The 18,760-nt window shown below is 52.1% G+C and carries 23 protein-coding genes; 12 read left to right on the forward strand and 11 right to left on the reverse strand.

The window, feature by feature from the left end; all coding sequences use genetic code 11:
- Nucleotides 1-156: 156 nt before the first annotated feature.
- Nucleotides 157-2,301, reverse strand: a complete 2,145-nt coding sequence (katG, locus tag GEV47_RS01035) for a catalase/peroxidase HPI (protein WP_153232869.1) — start codon at nucleotides 2,299-2,301, stop codon at nucleotides 157-159.
- Nucleotides 2,302-2,338: 37 nt separating this feature from the next.
- Nucleotides 2,339-2,536, reverse strand: a complete 198-nt coding sequence (locus GEV47_RS01040; protein ID WP_153232870.1) for a hypothetical protein — start codon at nucleotides 2,534-2,536, stop codon at nucleotides 2,339-2,341.
- Between the two features lie 1,025 nt (nucleotides 2,537-3,561).
- Between GEV47_RS01040 and GEV47_RS01045 the strand changes: the two genes are divergently transcribed.
- Nucleotides 3,562-3,795 carry a hypothetical protein gene (locus tag GEV47_RS01045; protein ID WP_153232871.1) on the forward strand — a complete coding sequence of 78 codons (234 nt, stop codon included), beginning with the start codon at nucleotides 3,562-3,564 and terminating at the stop codon, nucleotides 3,793-3,795.
- Between the two features lie 49 nt (nucleotides 3,796-3,844).
- Nucleotides 3,845-4,009, forward strand: a complete 165-nt coding sequence (locus tag GEV47_RS01050) for a Na+/H+ antiporter NhaA (protein ID WP_153232872.1) — start codon at nucleotides 3,845-3,847, stop codon at nucleotides 4,007-4,009.
- A 55-nt stretch (nucleotides 4,010-4,064) separates the two neighbouring features.
- Here GEV47_RS01050 and GEV47_RS01055 read toward each other — a convergent pair whose 3' ends face one another.
- Complete coding sequence (locus GEV47_RS01055) at nucleotides 4,065-4,502, reverse strand: NUDIX hydrolase (protein ID WP_153232873.1); 438 nt, start codon at nucleotides 4,500-4,502, stop codon at nucleotides 4,065-4,067.
- A gap of 67 nt (nucleotides 4,503-4,569) precedes the next feature.
- On the opposite strand from GEV47_RS01055, the gene GEV47_RS01060 reads away from it, so the two are divergent.
- Complete coding sequence (locus tag GEV47_RS01060; RefSeq protein ID WP_228124512.1) at nucleotides 4,570-4,848, forward strand: lytic transglycosylase domain-containing protein; 279 nt, start codon at nucleotides 4,570-4,572, stop codon at nucleotides 4,846-4,848.
- A gap of 171 nt (nucleotides 4,849-5,019) precedes the next feature.
- Here GEV47_RS01060 and GEV47_RS01065 read toward each other — a convergent pair whose 3' ends face one another.
- The 3 genes from GEV47_RS01065 to GEV47_RS01075 form a co-directional block, all read right to left on the reverse strand.
- A complete protein-coding gene (locus GEV47_RS01065; protein WP_153232874.1) occupies nucleotides 5,020-5,727 on the reverse strand; it encodes a right-handed parallel beta-helix repeat-containing protein in 708 nt (235 codons plus the stop codon).
- 162 nt (nucleotides 5,728-5,889) lie between these two features.
- Nucleotides 5,890-6,336, reverse strand: coding sequence for a DUF1801 domain-containing protein (locus GEV47_RS01070; RefSeq protein WP_153232875.1), 447 nt, complete (start codon nucleotides 6,334-6,336; stop codon nucleotides 5,890-5,892).
- A gap of 160 nt (nucleotides 6,337-6,496) precedes the next feature.
- Nucleotides 6,497-7,411 (reverse strand): LysR family transcriptional regulator, encoded by a 915-nt coding sequence (locus GEV47_RS01075; RefSeq protein ID WP_153232876.1) that lies wholly within the window; start codon nucleotides 7,409-7,411, stop codon nucleotides 6,497-6,499.
- A 137-nt stretch (nucleotides 7,412-7,548) separates the two neighbouring features.
- Here GEV47_RS01075 and GEV47_RS01080 point away from each other — a divergent pair, with 137 nt between their 5' ends.
- On the forward strand, nucleotides 7,549-8,415 hold the full coding sequence (locus GEV47_RS01080) for a pirin family protein (protein ID WP_153232877.1): 867 nt from the start codon (nucleotides 7,549-7,551) through the stop codon (nucleotides 8,413-8,415).
- A gap of 52 nt (nucleotides 8,416-8,467) precedes the next feature.
- Here GEV47_RS01080 and GEV47_RS01085 read toward each other — a convergent pair whose 3' ends face one another.
- From GEV47_RS01085 to GEV47_RS01100, 4 genes are read right to left on the reverse strand one after another with little or no spacing between them, the layout of a single operon-like run.
- The gene (locus GEV47_RS01085; RefSeq protein ID WP_153232878.1) at nucleotides 8,468-9,769 is read right to left on the reverse strand and encodes a mechanosensitive ion channel family protein; all 1,302 of its coding nucleotides are present in this window, start codon (nucleotides 9,767-9,769) and stop codon (nucleotides 8,468-8,470) included.
- Nucleotides 9,770-9,799: 30 nt separating this feature from the next.
- On the reverse strand, nucleotides 9,800-10,126 hold the full coding sequence (locus GEV47_RS01090) for a hypothetical protein (protein ID WP_153232879.1): 327 nt from the start codon (nucleotides 10,124-10,126) through the stop codon (nucleotides 9,800-9,802).
- Nucleotides 10,123-10,707: an NADPH-dependent FMN reductase gene (locus tag GEV47_RS01095; RefSeq protein ID WP_153232880.1), complete on the reverse strand. Its 585-nt coding sequence runs from the start codon at nucleotides 10,705-10,707 to the stop codon at nucleotides 10,123-10,125. The genes GEV47_RS01090 and GEV47_RS01095 overlap by 4 nt, the downstream gene beginning before the upstream one ends.
- Before the next feature lie 13 nt (nucleotides 10,708-10,720).
- Nucleotides 10,721-11,131, reverse strand: coding sequence for an OsmC family protein (locus tag GEV47_RS01100; protein ID WP_153232881.1), 411 nt, complete (start codon nucleotides 11,129-11,131; stop codon nucleotides 10,721-10,723).
- A 229-nt stretch (nucleotides 11,132-11,360) separates the two neighbouring features.
- Between GEV47_RS01100 and fdxA the strand changes: the two genes are divergently transcribed.
- The 5 genes from fdxA to GEV47_RS01125 all read left to right on the forward strand — a co-directional run bounded on the left by fdxA (nucleotide 11,361) and on the right by GEV47_RS01125 (nucleotide 15,208).
- The gene (gene fdxA / locus GEV47_RS01105) at nucleotides 11,361-11,723 is read left to right on the forward strand and encodes a ferredoxin FdxA (RefSeq protein WP_153232882.1); all 363 of its coding nucleotides are present in this window, start codon (nucleotides 11,361-11,363) and stop codon (nucleotides 11,721-11,723) included.
- Nucleotides 11,720-12,094: a group III truncated hemoglobin gene (locus tag GEV47_RS01110; RefSeq protein ID WP_153232883.1), complete on the forward strand. Its 375-nt coding sequence runs from the start codon at nucleotides 11,720-11,722 to the stop codon at nucleotides 12,092-12,094. The genes fdxA and GEV47_RS01110 overlap by 4 nt, the downstream gene beginning before the upstream one ends.
- A 170-nt stretch (nucleotides 12,095-12,264) precedes the next feature.
- On the forward strand, nucleotides 12,265-13,605 hold the full coding sequence (locus GEV47_RS01115) for a chloride channel protein (protein ID WP_153232884.1): 1,341 nt from the start codon (nucleotides 12,265-12,267) through the stop codon (nucleotides 13,603-13,605).
- A gap of 23 nt (nucleotides 13,606-13,628) precedes the next feature.
- Complete coding sequence (locus GEV47_RS01120) at nucleotides 13,629-13,880, forward strand: hypothetical protein (RefSeq protein WP_153232885.1); 252 nt, start codon at nucleotides 13,629-13,631, stop codon at nucleotides 13,878-13,880.
- A 170-nt stretch (nucleotides 13,881-14,050) separates the two neighbouring features.
- Entirely contained in the window at nucleotides 14,051-15,208 is a 1,158-nt protein-coding gene (locus GEV47_RS01125; RefSeq protein ID WP_153232886.1) for a tetratricopeptide repeat protein, read from the forward strand.
- 28 nt (nucleotides 15,209-15,236) lie between these two features.
- On the opposite strand, the gene GEV47_RS01130 is transcribed toward GEV47_RS01125, so the two are convergent.
- Entirely contained in the window at nucleotides 15,237-16,241 is a 1,005-nt protein-coding gene (locus GEV47_RS01130) for a zinc-binding dehydrogenase (protein WP_228124513.1), read from the reverse strand.
- A gap of 65 nt (nucleotides 16,242-16,306) precedes the next feature.
- Between GEV47_RS01130 and GEV47_RS01135 the strand changes: the two genes are divergently transcribed.
- From GEV47_RS01135 to GEV47_RS01145, 3 genes are all read left to right on the forward strand, one after another.
- Nucleotides 16,307-17,194, forward strand: coding sequence for a LysR family transcriptional regulator (locus GEV47_RS01135; RefSeq protein ID WP_153232888.1), 888 nt, complete (start codon nucleotides 16,307-16,309; stop codon nucleotides 17,192-17,194).
- Nucleotides 17,195-17,408: 214 nt separating this feature from the next.
- A complete protein-coding gene (locus GEV47_RS01140; protein ID WP_153232889.1) occupies nucleotides 17,409-17,549 on the forward strand; it encodes a hypothetical protein in 141 nt (46 codons plus the stop codon).
- Nucleotides 17,539-18,741 (forward strand): nitrate/nitrite transporter, encoded by a 1,203-nt coding sequence (locus GEV47_RS01145; RefSeq protein WP_153232890.1) that lies wholly within the window; start codon nucleotides 17,539-17,541, stop codon nucleotides 18,739-18,741. Before GEV47_RS01140 ends, GEV47_RS01145 begins: the two co-directional genes overlap by 11 nt.
- Nucleotides 18,742-18,760: the final 19 nt, after the last annotated feature.

The raw sequence follows: 18,760 nt of genomic DNA on the forward strand, positions 1-18,760 counted from the left end.
TCTCGCTCAAAAACGGACTGCAGAAATCTCTTGTTGGATTGAGGCCTGAAACAAATTGGCCGCATTATATTCTGAAAGACAAGCGTCACCACGTACTGGCGACGCAGGCGCAGCGGGCCCTGTCTGTGTTTGAACCAGACAGGGCCGCAGTCACCATTACGCCAGATCGAAGCGGTCCGCGTTCATGACCTTGACCCAAGCCGCGACGAAGTCCTTGGCGAACTTCTCCTTGGCATCGCCACCTGCATAGACCTCGGCATATGCGCGCAGCACCGAGTTGGAACCGAAGATCAGATCGTTGCGTGTGCCTGTGTACTTGACCGCGCCAGTCTTGCGGTCGCGTCCTTCGAACAATTCGACCTCACTGTCCACGGCTTTCCACTCCAGATCCATGTCCAGAAGATTGACGAAGAAGTCATTACTGAGTACACCAACCTTGTCGGTGAACACACCGTGCTTGCTGCCATCAAAGTTGGCACCGAGTACCCGCAGGCCACCGACCAGCGCGGTGAGCTCCGGTGCAGTCAGCGTCAGCAACTGGGCCCGGTCGACCAGCAACGCTTCGGTCGCAACATTGAACTTGCCCTTGTTGTAGTTGCGGAAACCATCGGCAAGCGGCTCCAGTACGGCAAAGGCCTCGACATCCGTCTGGTCCTGTTTGGCGTCGGTGCGGCCCGGTGCGAAAGGCACCTCGATCGAGATCCCGCCCGCCTTGGCCGCCTGTTCAACGCCAACGCCGCCGGCAAGCACAATCACGTCAGCCAGCGAGACTTTGCCTGAAGCCTTCTGAATTTCGATCAGCTTTGGCAAAACACTTACAGCCGTTGCGTTGACTTCCCAGTCCTTCTGAGGAGCCAGAGCCAGGCGTGCGCCATTGGCGCCGCCGCGTTTGTCACCGCCACGGAAGGTGGAGGCGGAAGCCCAGGCCACCGACACCAGTTCGCCTACCGACAGACCGGAGGCAGCGATCTTGGCCTTGATATCGGCAATATCGGCCGGCGATGGTTGGTGCGTGGCAGCTGGCAGCGGGTCTTGCCAGATCAAATCTTCCTTCGGCACTTCGGGGCCGAGGTAACGTGCTTTTGGGCCCATGTCACGGTGAGTCAGCTTGAACCAGGCGCGGGCAAACGCTTCGGCGAAGGCTTGCGGGTCTTCGTAAAAACGTTTCGAAATCTTGCCGAATTCTGGATCGAAGCGCATCGTCAAGTCAGTGGTGAGCATGGTCGGCTTGTGGAACTTGCCTTGCACATGCGCGTCGGGAATGATGTCCGGGGCATCCTTGGCCTGCCACTGCTTGGCACCGGCCGGTGACTTGGTAAGCTCCCATTCGTACTTGAACAGGTTTTCAAAGAAATTGTTGCTCCACAATGCAGGGGTCTTAGTCCAGGTCACTTCCAGACCGCTGGATACGGTATCTTTGCCGTGGCCGCTGCCAAAGTTGCTGTTCCAACCCAGACCCTGAGCTTCAATGCCCGCACCTTCTGGTTCGGGGCCCTTGTGTGATTCGGGCGCCGCACCGTGCGCTTTGCCAAAGGTGTGACCGCCGGCGATCAAGGCAACGATCTCTTCGTCGTCCATCGCCATACGATTGAAAGTGGTGCGGATGTCCTTGGCGGCAGCCATGTAGTCGCCACTGGCGTTCGGGCCTTCCGGATTCACGTAGATCAGCCCCATGTGGGTGGCGGCCAGATTGCTCTCCAGTTCGCGGTCGCCCTGGAAACGTTTGTCATCGCCCAGCCATTTTGTTTCCGCGCCCCAGTTCACGTCCAAGTCTGGTTCCCACACGTCTTCACGGCCGCCGGCAAAGCCAAAGGTGCGAAAGCCCATGGATTCCAGCGCTACATTGCCCGTCAGGATGAACAGGTCGGCCCAGGAAATTCGCTGACCGTACTTCTGTTTGATCGGCCAGAGCAAACGGCGCGACTTGTCGATGTTGACATTGTCGGGCCACGAATTCAGGGGCGCAAAGCGCTGTTGGCCACGACCGCCGCCGCCGCGACCGTCGAGAGTGCGATAGGTACCGGCCGAATGCCAGGCCATGCGGATAAACTGCGGACCATAGTGGCCAAAATCGGCCGGCCACCAGTCCTGGCTGTCGGTCATGAGCTTGACCAGATCCGCCTTGAGTGCCTTGTAGTCAAGTTTCTTGAACTCTTCAGCGTAGTCAAACTTCTCGCCCAAGGGATTGGACTTGTTGGAATGCTGGTTCAGCAAATCAATGCGTAGTTGGTTCGGCCACCAGTCTTTGTTCGTGGTGCCGCCGCCGGCGTGATGGAAAGGACATTTGGCTTCAGTTGACATGCGGATCTCCTTGGTCGTGGGTAAGTGAGTGAGGCGACTACAATATCTCTTTAATCTGGCCGCTCTGGCCAACAGTCTGCAAACTTTGATTATCTTCTGTTGCTACGCCCTTATTTCCAGTGGGGGCTGCTGCAATGCCTGAACCGTTGCTAAGAGCAATGACCGCCACCGCGATTGTCGCTACACATAAAGCCGGTAGTCCGATATAGCGCCCGGGGAGTGAAATGTTTTTCATGAGGCATCTCCTGATTGTCAAATAGCTTACACATAGTAATTCCAATTCAATAATAAATAAAATTAATTAATTTAATTGAATCAATAGTTATATGCGATCATTTGCGCAACTTAGACTAAGGTCGCTCGAGTCATTCGACCAACCGGCCATTCTTCCGAGTCGCCGTTATAGCACTCGATTCGCTGGTCATCGCCACCATAATCGTACCAACACTTTGCGTCCGTCCTACCCTCGCAAAGTATCCGGTATTCATACTTACCAGGCAACTATCCCGGTTTATCAAAATGTTGAGTCACGAAATCCACGACTTGCCCCGATAAATCTTCTCCGCCATTCTGCTGCATGCATGCTTCTGGTCGTTTTGAGCCACTCACTACGAGCTTAGTTCGATCCAGACCGGAAGTACGGATTTGTAAATAGCTGGCGCTCAATGCCTAGCAGGGTTTCCTGGCCGCTTTCTTGCATGATAGTTTCCGGGTCGTCAAGCTGCAGTTATCAAATATGAAAATGCGAAGAATAGACTGGTTCGACGAGGTAAGCCTTAAAATGTCGTGTACAGACTCATATGCGCTAACTCGGATTTGATTCGCCATTCGGTGTCCTTTACATCCCAATCTCTACTTCCCTCCCCGAGCCGGCAAGGAGTCGCGGCTCACGTGTGCTGAATATCCGTGTTTAAAGTCGCCACGGTCTCACATTTAAAAATAGGCGCCATTCGCGCTCAAAATATCTATCCAATAGTCTGTTAGGACTCGTTGGAAAAAATACCACCGCCCCTAGCAGCCGTAGATCGGAACACATTCTTCGCCGTATCTTTATCCCAAGTTTTTTATTCTTTTCTCGTTAGAGGACCTAGCGACTATAGTGCAAATTGAGCTCTGCATCCTATGCTGTGTGATGAGTCTGTTATGATGGAAGTTGGATTCGACGATGGTTTGAACAAAAAATGAAGCTGCTGAAGCAGCGTTTTGAGGTAGCGCTCCTCACGATAGATAGTGTCAAGTAATAGGCTGGAAATACTCAAAATGATAGATTGGATCCCTATAGTCTTCGTTACATTCAAGGTTCTCGTGCTCGGCACGGGCATGTTCTTCGCCATCAAGTGGCATTACGATCAAGGGAAGAAGGAGACGGAGAAGCGCGCGGTGCTACGCGCGAGCGGCAAGGTGGCCGCAATCTTCATGCTATCGCTTCTGGGATTGGGGCTCGTCACCTTCGTCCTTGCCAGGATGCTGGGGTTGGACTTGACCTTCCCTTGATGGTAAAGAATAGTCGGCGGATATCCGGTGATGCGGCAGCAATTTCCCGATGCGGCTATTGGCCAGCATCGGCAAGCGGGTCAACGTTCGCATCGGCATCGCTGCGGGACTATTAGTCGGCAAGCCATTAGGCATTACATTGATGTGCTTCATAGGCATAGCTCTGGGCAGTTGCAAATTGCCGCTGGATTTGAGTTGGCGTCATATTTTCTGAGCGAATGATTAGCGTGGATACGAGACCTGAAGCTTTCGGGCTTCCAAAATAAACTCTAACAGCGGTTCAAATAGATAGGCATCACATGATCCTGCGTTAGCGGTGCCAGTTGCATCTGCACATAACTGTGGCTATCGACCCATACAGCCTCTTCAATTTCAGCAGCTGCATGAACTGGACCGTTGATGACAACTCGAAACAGCTCGCAATGCACATCAAAGCCAGGCTCGTTTGCCGCCGTAGCGCTAAACATTCCTAAAAATTGGGCTTGAGCAGTATCGATCTGTATTCCCAACTCTTCATCTAACGCGAGGGCCAACGCAGTGGCTGCCGGTTCACCGGGTTCGATCTTTCCACCAGGTTGCATAAATGCAGTGGTACCGCGTTTGCGTACCAAGAGCGTCTTGCCGTTAGAACCGATCAGTAAAGCAGCAGCAATGGCGAACGAATCACCGCTCTGAAGTGCATCCCACGCATTCCTAGATATTTGCATAGGATTAAATGAGTCATTGAGAAATGTTCCAACATTATGAGCACCGACGCCCAATGATTTTGAGAAGGTGTTAAAAAGTAATAATACCAACGGCACGGTCGATTATGGCCCGATGCAAATTAACACGGTCTGGGCACAACGGCTGCAGGCAAATTTTGGCGTGACGGCAACCATGATTACGCATGATTTTTGCTGGTCAATGCGCGCCGGTGCTTACATCTTGCGCTATGAAATTAATTCAGCGAACGGTAGCTTTTGGGACGGCGTCGGGCACTATCATTCGCGTACGCCAAAATTTAAAATGGAATATATCGATCGGGTTTATCAGAATTCATTACGGTTTTAGTATCAACCGCCTTTTCCCCGAGCATTGAGGCAAGGTGCCGCGATTTTTTAATACAACGTTATATTGTTTCCAGTTCGTGTTTCCAGTTCGTCGTACGATATATGTAACTCAAATGCTGCTCGGTCTCTTGTACCTTAAACATCCTGCGCATGTCACCACTCTGACCTGTTCCTAGTGACAGTCCGTCGCATGGCACAGATTGCTGCCGGCTTGTGTCGGCTGTTTGTTGACTTGCGCCGCGTTGTTATTGTTGCCGCGAAATTTGTTGTTCGCGTACACGGAATGGCCGTAGGCTTCCAGACCAAAGAGACGATTGTCACGAATGATGTTTTCGCGCACCTTAATGTCGAGTCCAAAAATGCCAACGCCACCGTTGGATTTGACGACGCTGTTGCTTATTAATCCACCAAACATGGTAGCAGCGCCGGTTCCGTTGCCGATCAGGTTCAGCTTGTCAACGCGAGCCGAATGCGTCTCTAAATATATTCCCAGATTGCCCATTCCCCGAATATAGCCATTTCTGATCACGATATTCTCTCGCAGCACCGCATGTATCCCATTGCCTGGGCCTGTAGGAGAGCAAATGACAGGGCGCGACGAGCAACGTGCCGGTCCCTGAATGGTAAAGCCGTTGAGATCTATGGTGACGTTATCGGCGTTAATCTCGATGGCTGTCGTGTTGGCATTCGGCACGTTCAGGTTACCAGTCAATTGATAGCTACCTGGTTTGCTAATAACGACAAGAAATCCATTCGATGTGTCAGCTAGTCGATTGGGATCGATAGGAATCACAGCGCTGGCTGCCGAGGCCATGTCCGGCGTCAGTCCCGCTATACTCAGCGCAATAATCGCAAATTGCTTCAATATTTGATTACGCATGATGCCTCCGTTGTTGCAAGTGGAGTTGCTACTATGCTCATGCAAAGGTGAGAAATAAATGCAGCGTAACGCAGTAGCATTTGCTTCTGCGATCTATATGACTGCCTCCATTGCCAGTTTCGAGTCTGTCAGACAAAATCCTGCCAGTATCATCCGGTCACATTATGCGTTGGTCGTCTTTGCTTTCGTCGCCGAGCGCTTGGCGGCTGAAGACATGTTCAGCGCCACCGCAGCGCAAATGAGCGTCTTCAATGCCTTTTCATTAATCTTATCGTCTTCATGGATATCGATGGCACGCCTGGTGTTGCCTTCCAAGCTAGAGTTGAAGAGTCCGGCAGGATCCTCCAACGAAGCACCTTTGGCGAATGTCATTTTTACGACATTCTTGTAGGTCTCACCGGTACAGATAATTCCAGCGTGCGACCATACTGGAACACCTCGCCATTTCATCTCCTCGACAACTTCGGGGTCTGCCTGCTTAACGAGAGTTCTTACCCGAGCGAGCATCTTGCCCCGCCAATCATTCAACTCTTTGATTTTTGCATCTATTTGTTGAGAGGGAGATTCTTCTCCATTTCCTTCCGCCGAGGCTATCTTCATCTTCGTCATGATTGTGATCACTTTCTCAATGATTGTTGTTGCTCGCGCATCACTTGAATATCACTAGCAGCACATGGTCCATCGCATATCGCTTCCAACATGTTCTTGCATCTGAAAACACTACCATAAAATGACCGATTTACCCGGGCCGTTGAAGACAACCCGATTATCATTGCACGACCTCTTCTATCTCCGCAAAGCGCATCGCCAGAAAATCAATGAGCTTACGAACAGAAGGAAGCAAGCCGCGTCTTGAGGGGAAAACGGCATGGATCACTCCTCCTTTCGATGCCCAGTCGGGTATCAGTTTCACCAGCTTACCGTCCCGGATTTCGTCAGCCATCATCATGGTTGGCAACTCTACTATCCCCACTCCGGCGATAGCCGCCAATTTCAACGCGATCATGTCGTCAGTTACCAGGCGCGGGGTATGTCTAACGGCCATCGAAGCGCCGTCAGGCCCGTCTAGCTGCCAGATATGTTCTGCAAGGTGCGAGCCTAAACCCAAGCTCGGTAAGCCAATCAAATCAGAGGGCGTCTTGGGCACGTTGTGTTGCTCCAGGAAAGTCGGACTCGCGACCAGCGACCATAAGCGCTCCCCTAGCACCCTCATCACCAGCTCGCTATCTTGCAAAGGTGGCGGACGTACGCGAATGGCGACATCAACGCCTTCGCCAATCACGTCAATCCGACGGTTAGTGGCTGTCAGAAGCACAGAAACCCGTGGATTTTCAGCCATGAAATCGGCCACCATTACTCCCACGTTTGCATGCAGCAAGGCAATCGGACAGGTCAGCCGCACTATCCCTTGCGGTTCGGCTCTGCTCATTTCGATGAATTCCTGCGCCGCTTCAGCCTCAACCAGCATCGCTTTGCAATGCTGGTAATAGCCCTGTCCTATTTCCGTGACTGAAAAGCGCCGTGTTGAGCGTTGAATAAGACGAACGCCAAGATGCTCCTCAAGTAATGCGATGCGCCGACTCAACTTTGACGTCGTGATCCCCAGCGCTCGTCCAGCAGGCGCGAAGCCATGATGATCGACCACTTGTGCAAAAAAGAAAAGATCATCCAGGTTTTGCAACATACAGCCGCCATTATCCTATAAATAGGAAACTGATTTTACATTACACCCGCTATTCACATCAATCTTCATAGACTAAGCTTCCATATATGCTAATCAGGCCACCTTGGCCTTAAACGAGAGTAATACAAGGAGTAATGATGAAGAAAATTCTCGGCCTCTACAGTAGCCCCAAGCAGCATTGGGTCGGCGACGGTTTCCCAGTGCGGACACTGTTCTCGCACCATACCTTAGGCCAGCACGTCAGTCCGTTCCTGATGTTGGACTACGCCGGGCCAATGGAATTCACGCCGACGTCGCAACCGCGTGGCGTGGGTCAGCATCCGCATCGTGGTTTCGAAACGGTCACCATCGTTTATCAGGGTGAGGTGGAACATCGTGATTCAACCGGTGGCGGCGGACGCATCGGCCCTGGTGACGTTCAGTGGATGACCGCTGCCTCCGGCATTCTGCACGATGAATTCCATTCGGAGGAATTCACGCGTAAAGGCGGCACTCTTGAGATGGTGCAGTTATGGGTCAATCTGCCGGCAAAAGACAAGATGGTCGCGCCGGGCTACCAAACTGTACTAAACGGTGACATTCCATCAGTAGCGTTGCCTGACGATGCCGGTCGCGTTCGCGTTATTGCGGGTAATTATGCCGGTCATCAGGGGCCGGCTCACACCTTCACGCCGATGGATGTGTGGGATCTGCGTTTGAAGCAAGGTGGTTACGCGGAGCTGAGTGTGCCTGAAGCCAGAACGATTGCGCTGGTTGTTCTGCATGGAACGATACTGGTTAATGGCAACCAGGTCGCCCACGAAGGTCAGCTGGTGATGCTGGATCGGGATGGAACTGACATCTCATTGGAAGCGAACACCGAGGCGACGGTGTTGCTGTTGAGCGGCGAACCTATCGACGAGCCGGTGGCTTGGTATGGTCCTTTCGTGATGAACACGGCGGAAGAGATCACGCAGGCTATGCACGATTTCAACAACGGTCGTTTCGGTCAGATGCAAGCTTGATCGTAAACAGAGGGCGCTGACAAGTTCAGCACCCTCTATCAGGCTCAGGCTGTCATTCCATTTTAGGATTGGGTCGTTCAGCCGGCGGCGTGAACCACTGTCCCTGTGGGACGATCTTGGGATCCTGCGGGTCTTTGAAGTAATGCGGCGACATGATTTGCACGCCGAATTCGTTAAACACGTCCTGAATGTTTGCATGCAAGGCACTCAGAAATACCACGCGCGGGCGTGCATCAGTCGGGATGGCCTGGCAAACCAATCGATACTCTGGATAAAAGTCGGACAGTGACATTTGAAACACCTGCGGTGCCGGAGTAGTTAATACACCCGGAGTACGCCGCGCTCCTTCGATCAGCATTGCATGCACCTGTCGCCATGGCGTATCGTAGCCGATAGTCGCCGTGACTTCGAGTATGTAGCCCGGTCCATTGACAGTACGTGAGTAGTTTTTCGTCACGGCCCCGAGAACCAACGAGTTCGACAATGTCAATTCTTCACCCTGCCCGGTTAGCAAGCGGGTGGCAAACATGCCGAGATCGGTGATAGTGCCCTCATGCTCGCCTATACTCACGTATTCGCCACGGCGAAAAACGCGGGCATAGGTCAAAATCAGACCGCTACCCGCCTGCCCGATGAGATTCGATGCTCCCAGAGAAATCATTAAGCCCACTAAAACCGATACCCCTTTGAATGCGTCAGTATGTGAACCGGGTAAATACGGATAGGCCATCGCGAATGCGAATAACCAGACTATCGCCTTGGCGATGCGGCGTGTAGTCGTAGCTACTTCGGGATCAAGCCAACTTACTTTGGTCTGGCCAGTGCGTACTCCTTCGAAGAAATTATCGAGCATCCGTCCGACAAAACGCGCGATGAAGAAGATGACGAGAGCGGTCAACATGCCGGGAACTGCGTTGAGGATGCTGCTACCAATGCCGGCAACAAGGCCGAACAGGAATCCATTCAGATGGGCGCTCCACACTTGCGTGTAGGGAAATTGCGCAAGCACCAGACTGACCCACTCATAGAGCAGAAGCAGTATCAAAATTCGATGAAAAGTTTTGACTGTAGTGCGGGCGAACCAGATCATACGATCCTGGCGAACGAACTCCACCCGATGCGCACGCAAAGCATCCGTTTGCGCCTGAGTTACTCGGACCAGCCAACGCTCAATTGCTTGCCGAATCCATCGCAATCCCCACAGCAAAGCGAACAAGACGACGGTGGCAATAGCCGCGATCACCACCGACCGCACAACGCTGTCGAGCGAACGGCTTTCACGCGTCGCCTCGATTGCCCCAGCAAGCGCAGTCGCTGCATTGCGTGTCGCTACCTCAAGAGATTCCTGTTGCAACGTATCCGCATCGTCGGCAGTGACAATAAACTAGGTCGCGCCGTCAATTTGCACCAGACTACCCAGTGGGCTAGCTTGTATGGTCACCTTTTTCGGTCCCGGATTATCAAGCTGATCTTCAATCCTAGCCTTGGCACGTAACGCCCGGTCATGTGATGAGATACCCATCAATGTTGATCTGAATGTGACGATGTCGCGATTGAATACTTTTAGGGTGGCAGTAACGTCGTGCATAGTGCCTGCTACGGAATTCGTTTCTGCAGAATTTGCCAAAGTTGGGATAAGCACCGTGGCTACCAGGAAAGCCAAAGCCAGCCACGCCTGAAATAGAGAACCAACGCGTACCATCGGCATCATCCCTCACTCAAACGGATATGGTTGGCGCGGACGAATTGCTCGAAGCCACGCATGAAATCGCTCAGTTGCTTGCGCGCGCCTTCATCAATCATCTCTCCACTATCGTCAAATACTTTGTGCGCTCTGGAAACCATCAGGCGACCGCCACTCCAATGACGCGCTCCCAGTGTCCTAATGACGGGTAACCAAGCGTTCTGCGCCAGAATTGTGCCGAAGCCGCCTGGCGAGGCACCGACAATCGCAACCGGGCGACTACCAAAAACCAACGCTATATCCGACGAAGGACGCGAAAGCCAATCAATCGCATTTTTGAAAACGCCCGGAATACCGTTGTTGTACTCCGGCGTAGCCAACAGCAAGGCATCGCTGTCCAATATGCGTGCTTTGAGTTCACTCACGGCTTGCGGCAGGCCGTCCTGCTGCTCCAGATCACCGTCGTAGAGCGGAATTCCATGCAAAGTGGCGATTTCTAACGCAATGTCGGGCTCGGCTAAGGATTGCGCGGCTCGCAACAATGCGGTGTTGTAAGACTGACGGCGCAAGCTGCCCGAAATGGCAAGGATTTTGATGGCGGCGGACATTTGAGACTCCTGATCACTGAGAAAAATCGGTGGCGATGTGAATTTCGCCGCTCAAAACCTTGTGTATAGGGCAGGCATTAGCTACCTGTAACAGGCGTTCGCGTTGCTCGCTATCGAGATCGCCCTGCAAAGTGATATGCCTGGTAATGTCAGTGACGTCCGCAGCAGGCTTGCCGTTGGGATTGAACTGTAGCCTCACCTCAACACCAGTCAGCGGCCACTGTTTGCGTGCCGCATACATCTGCAGCGTGATGATGGTGCAAGTGCCAAGGCTGGATAGCAAAATCTGGGATGGCGAAGGGCCTGCATCGGCACCACCTGCTTCCGCTGGTTCATCACCTAGCCATTGGTGTCCCTGATCGTCCGTCAACGTTACCGTGTAAGGCGTAGTGCCGCTAACGGCGCGTACAGTGGATATGGTCATTGCATACTCTCCTTTATTGCCATCGGGATATTTCGCTTGATGCGTACAGAATACCTAAAATATTGCATATTCAGAACAAGTTGCAAAAAAAATGGAAATTTACACAATTTTTTGTGAATAACAGGTCAAGAGGCTAACTTTAGTCGCGGCAACACACAACAGCCGAATATGAGAAAATCCTCCGCCGCCGGGTAAAGCCTAAAGCGACCGTCAACTCCAGAAATTCGCCATGCCCTTTGTAGTCACCGACTCCTGCATTCTCTGCAAGTACACCAACTGCGTCGACGTCTGTCCGATGGACTGTTTCCGTGAAGGCCCGAATTTTCTGGTCATCGCGCCGGACGAGTGCATCGATTGTTCAATGTGCGTGCCGGAATGTCCGGTTGGCGCAATTTATAACGAGATTGACTTGCCAGACGATCAGCGCCATTTCAGCAGATTAAATGCAGAACTGGCGGCGCGTTCAGATTGGAAGCCGATCACCCGCTCAAAAACGCCATTGTCAGAACATGCGCTGTGGAGCTCTGCACATGACAAATTAGCTTTTTTGGAAATTTCCCCATCCACGCTTTCTTCCCATAAAAAACAATGAAATTAGAAATAAACGAAGCATCGATCAAACTACTGGTCGAGAATTTTTATGCCGAAGTCAGACAAGATCCGGTGCTATCTATTGTCTTTGCAAATCATATTCAGGGCGATTGGACATCGCATCTGGAACGCATGGTCAAATTCTGGTGTTCAGTAGTGCTGGGAACTGGAGGCTTCCAAGGCAATGTCTACGGTAAGCATATGGCAATGAGCGGCATCGAACCGGAGCATTTTGCTCGCTGGCTGAATCATTTTGAACTTACTACCGGCCGCATGTTTGAAGCCGAACAAGCGGCACAATTCAATATCGTTGCACATAGAATCGGTAGCAGTTTGCAATTAGGTTTTTTTGGTGAGGTGGTCGTTCCTTAACTCATCATCATTACGCGCGACAATCTAAATACTCAACTTTGACCGATATTAAGATCCGTGGCTAAATTTCAAATATTGAGTACGAATAAGCTTTCCGCACGGTCTCTGTATAATCCACGGGGATAATTTAGATCCCCTCCTCCTTTTCAGATATTGCATCACTTCTCAATATGCCGAAGCCTACGCTCACTCAAAACAACAATGCTGATCAGAAAAGTCCATTGATAAAGCTTGCTACCGTCACTGTTTTGGTCGGCATTGGCGGTGGTATCGGCGGCATGTTGCTCGCACTGCTGTTGCATGCGATCCAGCATGGTGCGTATGGCTATAGTCTGCATCAATTGATCGGTTCCGAGAGCTTCTTTGAGGGTGCCAGCGCAGCATCACCGGAGCGTAGAGTCGCTGTACTTGTTGTTTGCGGTCTGGTCGCAGGATGCGGATGGTATTTGTTATACCGCTTCGGGACGAAACTGATCAGTATTAAAAAGGCGGTAAAGTCTGACGATCCGCGTATGCCCATTGTTTCTACGACTATCCATGCGCTGCTGCAAATTATTACGGTTGCTCTGGGGTCGCCATTAGGCCGTGAAGTTGCGCCGCGTGAAATCGGCTCCATGATCGCCGGCTGGTTATCACATCGGGCCGGATTGACGGTGCAAGAAAGTCGCTTGATGGTCGCTTGTGGCGCTGGCGCCGGTCTGGCCGCAGTGTACAACGTGCCACTCGGCGGTGCCGTTTTTGTGCTTGAAGTGCTGGTTGGGACATTCAGCATGTCAGCGCTGCTGCCCGCCCTTGCAACGTCGGTGATTGGGGCAGTTATTGCATGGATCGGACTTGGTAACGAGTCCCTATACACAATTTCTCATTTCGTCCTGAGTACCAGCCTCATCATATGGGCTATCGTAATGGGGCCGCTATTCGGTATTGCCGCTTTCGGATTCGTCGAACTGACCAGCCGTGCACGTGATTCAGCCCCCAGCGATTGGCAACTTCCGGTTTTGTCAGTCCTTAACTTTACGATGATAGGCTTACTGGCGATCAGTTTTCCGCAACTTCTGGGGAACGGAAAAACACCGGTACAACTCGGGATCAACAACGAACTGACAATAGGCCTCGCGGCCATCCTCTTACTGTTACGTGTCGTTATCACAGCCAGCAGTTTGCGCGCCGGAGCACAAGGTGGCTTGCTGACGCCAGGTCTGGCAATTGGCGCGTTGCTCGCTATCCTGCTAGGCGGCTTGTGGGCCAATATATGGCCGGGTACGCCATCAGGCGCGTTTGCAATCATAGGTGCGACTGCCTTCCTGGCAGCCTCCATGAATATGCCGATAACTGCGGTGATTCTGGTAGCAGAATTCACCCGTATTAATCATGATTTTTTGGTGCCTATGCTATTTTCTGTGGTTGGCTCGGTGGCAGTATGCCGCGTGCTCGGACACGTAAAACAGAAGCGAAACGCTGCGCTTTTGGTCCAGTCTCAGAACAATGGCAGCCTATCGGCTGAAACCTGAGATCGAATCAAACGAAAGCATCAATGAAGCACGCCGGCTCTGCGACATTAGATTCGTTAGAAGAACTGCTTACCAGTTTACAATCCATCATCGGGTTACGCGAGCGATCGCGCGGCGTGTTCTATTTCCGATCAAAGCCGTTTCTACATTTCCATGATGATCCGACTGGATTGTTTGCTGACCTAAAGATCGGCTCCGACTTCCAACGCATGTCGGTTAATTCGAAACCGGAACATGCATTACTAATCAAACTCGTGCAACAACAGCTGCTCTAAAAGCTATACGCGCCTCGTGAATTAATTGTATTATCATTAATAGCAATCAGGCTGTTTTTAAATCGGATTCACGACAGCCTGCGGCAGGTGTATGCTCAATTATCTGCATTTCTAATGAACGCGGACTGAGTTCGGCCCGGAATTAAATCCCATCTTAACGGTGGTGCCAAATGAAGAGATTTCTCATTCTGGTGTTATCTTTCTTGCTCGCCGCCTGCGCTAGCACGCAGGCCCCACCGCGGGCTGATAACTTATTCAACGATCAATTTTTTACCCCGCCGTCACAGCGTATTGACGTAGCCGATGTGTTTGCCGTCAGCAGCGCGATGAAGAACTATCTCAATAGTCCAGACATCGCTCGTCAAATTCACACAGAAGGACCGCAAAGCGGCCTGTTCAATGCCTTATATATTAAAAGCCAACTCAAACTTGAGTATGAATCGACGATGACGCGCAACGCCGCGCAAACATTCGATACGCGCTATGGAAATTGCCTGTCGCTAGTCATTATGACTGCTGCTTTCGCGCGTGAACTTGGCCTGACAGTACACTTCCAGCAAGTGATAATGGATGCATCCTGGACCCGCAACGGTGATATCTATTTCGCCAGCGACCACGTCAACGTGAGCCTGGCTAAAAAACACAATTCCATCATTGAGACTCCCTACGACCAGAGCCGTTTGATGACGATAGATTTTCTGCCGCCGGAAGACATCACTGGTCAACGCTTGCTCGATATCGACGAAGCCACCGTCATCGCCATGTATATGAATAACCGGGCGGCGGAAACATTGGCCGCGGGACAGGTAAATGATGCCTATTGGTGGGTGCGCGAAGCAATCCGGCAAGATCCGCATTTCTTAAGTTCCTACAATACGCTCGGCGTCATTTATCGACGCCATGGCAACTTGGCGCAAGCTGAACAAGCATTTCGCCAAGTATTAGCGCTGGAACCGAACAATACCGTGATCATCTACAACCTGGTCGCAGTGCTACACGATCAAGGACGTGTAGCCGAATCTGAAGCATTGGCCACCAAACTGGCACAACTCGAACCTGAAGCCCCGTTCCACTATTTCAATTTGGGTATGGATGCAATGCGGGCTGGAAATTACAAGTTAGCCAAAGCACTATTTATCAAAGAGCTCTCACGTGATCCGTACTATCACGAGTTCCAATTCTGGCTTGGTATCGCGTGCCTGCATTTAGGCGAGACCGATGAAGCCACGAAGCATTTGTCGATCGCGCTGAAAAATAGCACGACCCGACATGATCACGATCTGTATGCCGCCAAGCTTGACCTGCTCAAGGCGCGTCAAATTCATTAAGCACACCACGAACGTACGAACGATGAAATTAGGTGAGAACGACAAACTTGCCTTGCGCCTCGTTACGTTCCATTAGCTGATGTGCATGGGCAACTTCGGAAAACGTGAATATTCGCGAGGGATGCACTCGGAGTTTCCCCTCCGCGGCTAAGTTAACGATTTGCTGCATCGGAATATCCGACAACGAAAAATCGTCGGAACCAAAATTAAAACTTCCGAAAAAACTCAAATGAACGCCGCTTGGCATCTGACTAAGTGGATTAAAATCGACCACGGGAGCCAGGCCACCGAGGAAGCCAGCCAAACACACCCTTCCTCCGCGCCGCGTGGCACGCATTGAATCGACAATTGTGCTGTTGCCTATTAAATCAAGTACTGCATCAACTTTTCGACCTATGGGCGTTAATGCGTCAACCAGGGCGCCGTCTGCCGTGACGACATGTTGTGCGCCAAGGCCATGTAAAAGCGGTGTCCGCTCGGCACTGCGCGTCGTGGCGATCACCTCGGCCCCCAGTTGCACCGCCAGGTCGATGGCGGCCTGTCCCAAGCTAGAAGTGCCGCCACGAACCAGCAGCCGCTGTCCGGCCTTGAGTTCAAGATTGCGGTGCAAACAAGTCCATGCAGTGGCATAGGTTTCTGGTAACGCAGCAAGTACTTCCCACGGCGCGCTGGTCTCAATCGGAATGACATTGCTTGCCGGGACCACCGTATAGTCGGCGTAACTACCATTAATGGTGCGGCCCATGCCACCCATCAACGCCATGACCGTTTGTCCCGGGCTCAGGCGATTGGTTGCGTCGGCGATGACACGTCCGACACATTCGATACCACTGATTTCCGCCACGTTTCCCCACTCGCCGCCTCGCATGTATAACTCGGCCCGGTTCAGGCCAAATGCACGTACTTCTATCATGACTGTGCCTGGCTGCACGGTCGGTGCCACAACTTCAACGACTTCCAGCATTTCCGGTCCGCCAAATTGCTTACGTGTGATTGCCTTCATGTCGATCTCCAAAATAGGTTGAGATGCCATGTTAAGATCGAATAATGTTTGAATAAATTACTTTATTTTTACAAAGATAGAAGGATTTTCCGACAATGTCAGAATCGACTTTATTGCAACTACAATGCTTCGAGGCACTGGTTGCGCATGGTAGTTTTTCTGCCGCCGCAGCCCATCTGAATCGTACGCATCCGACTGTGCATGCTGCACTCACGTCGTTGGAAAACCAGCTAGGTATAGTCCTGCTGGATCGTAGCGGTTACAGGGTAGCCCTGACCGCCGAAGGTGCGGCGCTTCACGCACGTACGGTCTTGTTTCTGCGTCAATTTGACGAGCTAAGGCGTGAAGCCGCGCAACTGGCCGCAGGTGAAGAAACCGAATTACGCGTTGTGGTAGGCGATCTATGTCCGCTTCCAGAAACGCTGGGTATGCTACGACGATTTTTTGGGGCGAGTACAGGTACAAAGTTAAACCTCATGGTTGAAACCATCAGTGGTCCCTGGGAGCGTCTGGATGATGGAGATTGCGACCTGATCTTTCATCATCTCGACAAGCCATCTCCACAATACGAAGCAATCGCACTGTTTGAGGTAAAACTGGTGCCGGTTGCGGCCCCGGGATTTTTTGCTGGCACTGTCAGCGACGCGCTCACGCCTGACGATATGCGTCCGTACATGCAGTGCGTAATCAAAGATTCCAGCCGTCGCCCATCGCAGGCCAACTATTATCTGATCGATGGCGCACGCACATGCAGCGTTGCGGATCAGTTAATGAAACGCGAACTCATCCTGCAAGGTCTGGCCTGGGGGCATTTGCCCGTTCATCTGATTCAGGCTGACCTGCAGGAAAATCGCTTATTGTCGCTTGAAGGGCGACATTTACGCGGTGCCACACTCCCGCATTACGCGGCACGTCGGCGCGATGTCGTTCACGGGCCTGTGGCCGAACGACTATGGTCTCAATTACAGGATTCTGCCACCTGATCTGGAGTTCAGGAAGTCGTTCATTTTTAACGAGAATCTCCCCTACACGGTGCAATTTCGTCGTCCCCGCACTATCGCAGTGCGATCACAATCTCCCCCTACCCTACGTCTTAAGCAAAACACCCCGTTCAGATTCGAATAAGCGATCTGGCATATATGTTGCATAGCAATATCCTGCAAACGCAATGAAGCGTTAGCAAGAATGCATAGTGCAATGCCAAAGACGGCAAAGCGTAACAAGGACAACGGCGTCCCCTCGTATCGACAAGGTACGGGCGGACGCCGTTTTTTATTGGTTGGCGTAGTGCTTCCATTTCTGGCACTGCGGTTGCAAGGAGATTTTGATGGATCGTAACTTCTGGCGTTCCGGCCACACGCCGACATTGTTTTGCTCGTTCATTTACTTCGACCTCAGTTTTATGGTGTGGTACTTGCTCGGCCCGATGCAAGTGCAAATCGCCCAATCACTTGGCTTGTCTACCCAGGCCCGTGGGTTGATGGTTGCAACACCCATATTGGCAGGCGCTATTCTTCGTGTTTTCATGGGTTTACTGGCTGACCGCGTCGGCACCAAGCGCGCGGGTTTGCTTGGACAGTTTGTTGTCATCGCGGCCTTGATCGCAGCATGGCAATTTGGTGTGCATAGTTTTGCCCAGGTACTTCTACTAGGTGTTTTTCTGGGCGTGGCCGGTGCTTCTTTTGCCGTGGCACTGCCGCTGGCTTCACGCTGGTATCCGCCGCAACATCAAGGCACGGCGATGGGAATCGCTGGTGCAGGCAATTCCGGGACTGTGTTGGCAGCGCTGTTTGCACCGATGCTGGCAGTTGCTTTGGGCTGGCAAAATGTATTTGGTATTGCCTGTATCCCATTGCTGCTGGTGCTGGTGATTTTTGCACGATTCGCGAAAGATGCACCAGGTGTTTTCAAGCAAAAACGTCTCGCCGATTACGCACGCATGCTCGCTGACCGCGATGCATGGTGGTTCATGTTTTTCTACGCGCTGACCTTTGGCGGCTTCTCCGGCTTTGCGAGTGCCCTGCCCGGCTATTTCCATGATCAGTTTGCATTCGATCCCAAAACTGCGGGGTGGGCCACCGCTGCTTGCGTGTTTGCCGGTTCAGTGATGCGTCCATTAGGTGGCGTATTAGCAGATCGTGTTGGTGGCACCAAGTCGTTGTTGGGTGTGTTTGCAGCGAGCGCCTTGTTGATCGGTGTCGCAGGATTTCATATTGGCGGACCAATTGGTGCATTGGTGCTTTTCATCCTGGCGATGCTTTGCCTCGGTGCTGGTAATGGTGCGGTATTTCAACTGGTGCCTCAGCGTTTCGGCAACGAAATTTCCATCATGACAGGGCTGATTGGCATGGCCGGCGGTATGGGTGGTTTTGCGCTTGCAGCCAGTCTTGGTGCGATCAAACAGGCTACGGGTGACTATACGCTGGGCTTGTGGTTGTTCGCCTTGCTCGCCGCCTTAGGCTGGGTCAGTTTGCGTAGTGTCAAGGAGCGCTGGCGCAATAACTGGTCAGTGGCCATGGCGCGCGTTTGAGCTTGAAATTCAGGAGTAA

It is taken from the genome of Glaciimonas soli (assembly GCF_009497155.1).
Classification (GTDB): domain Bacteria; phylum Pseudomonadota; class Gammaproteobacteria; order Burkholderiales; family Burkholderiaceae_D; genus Glaciimonas; species Glaciimonas soli.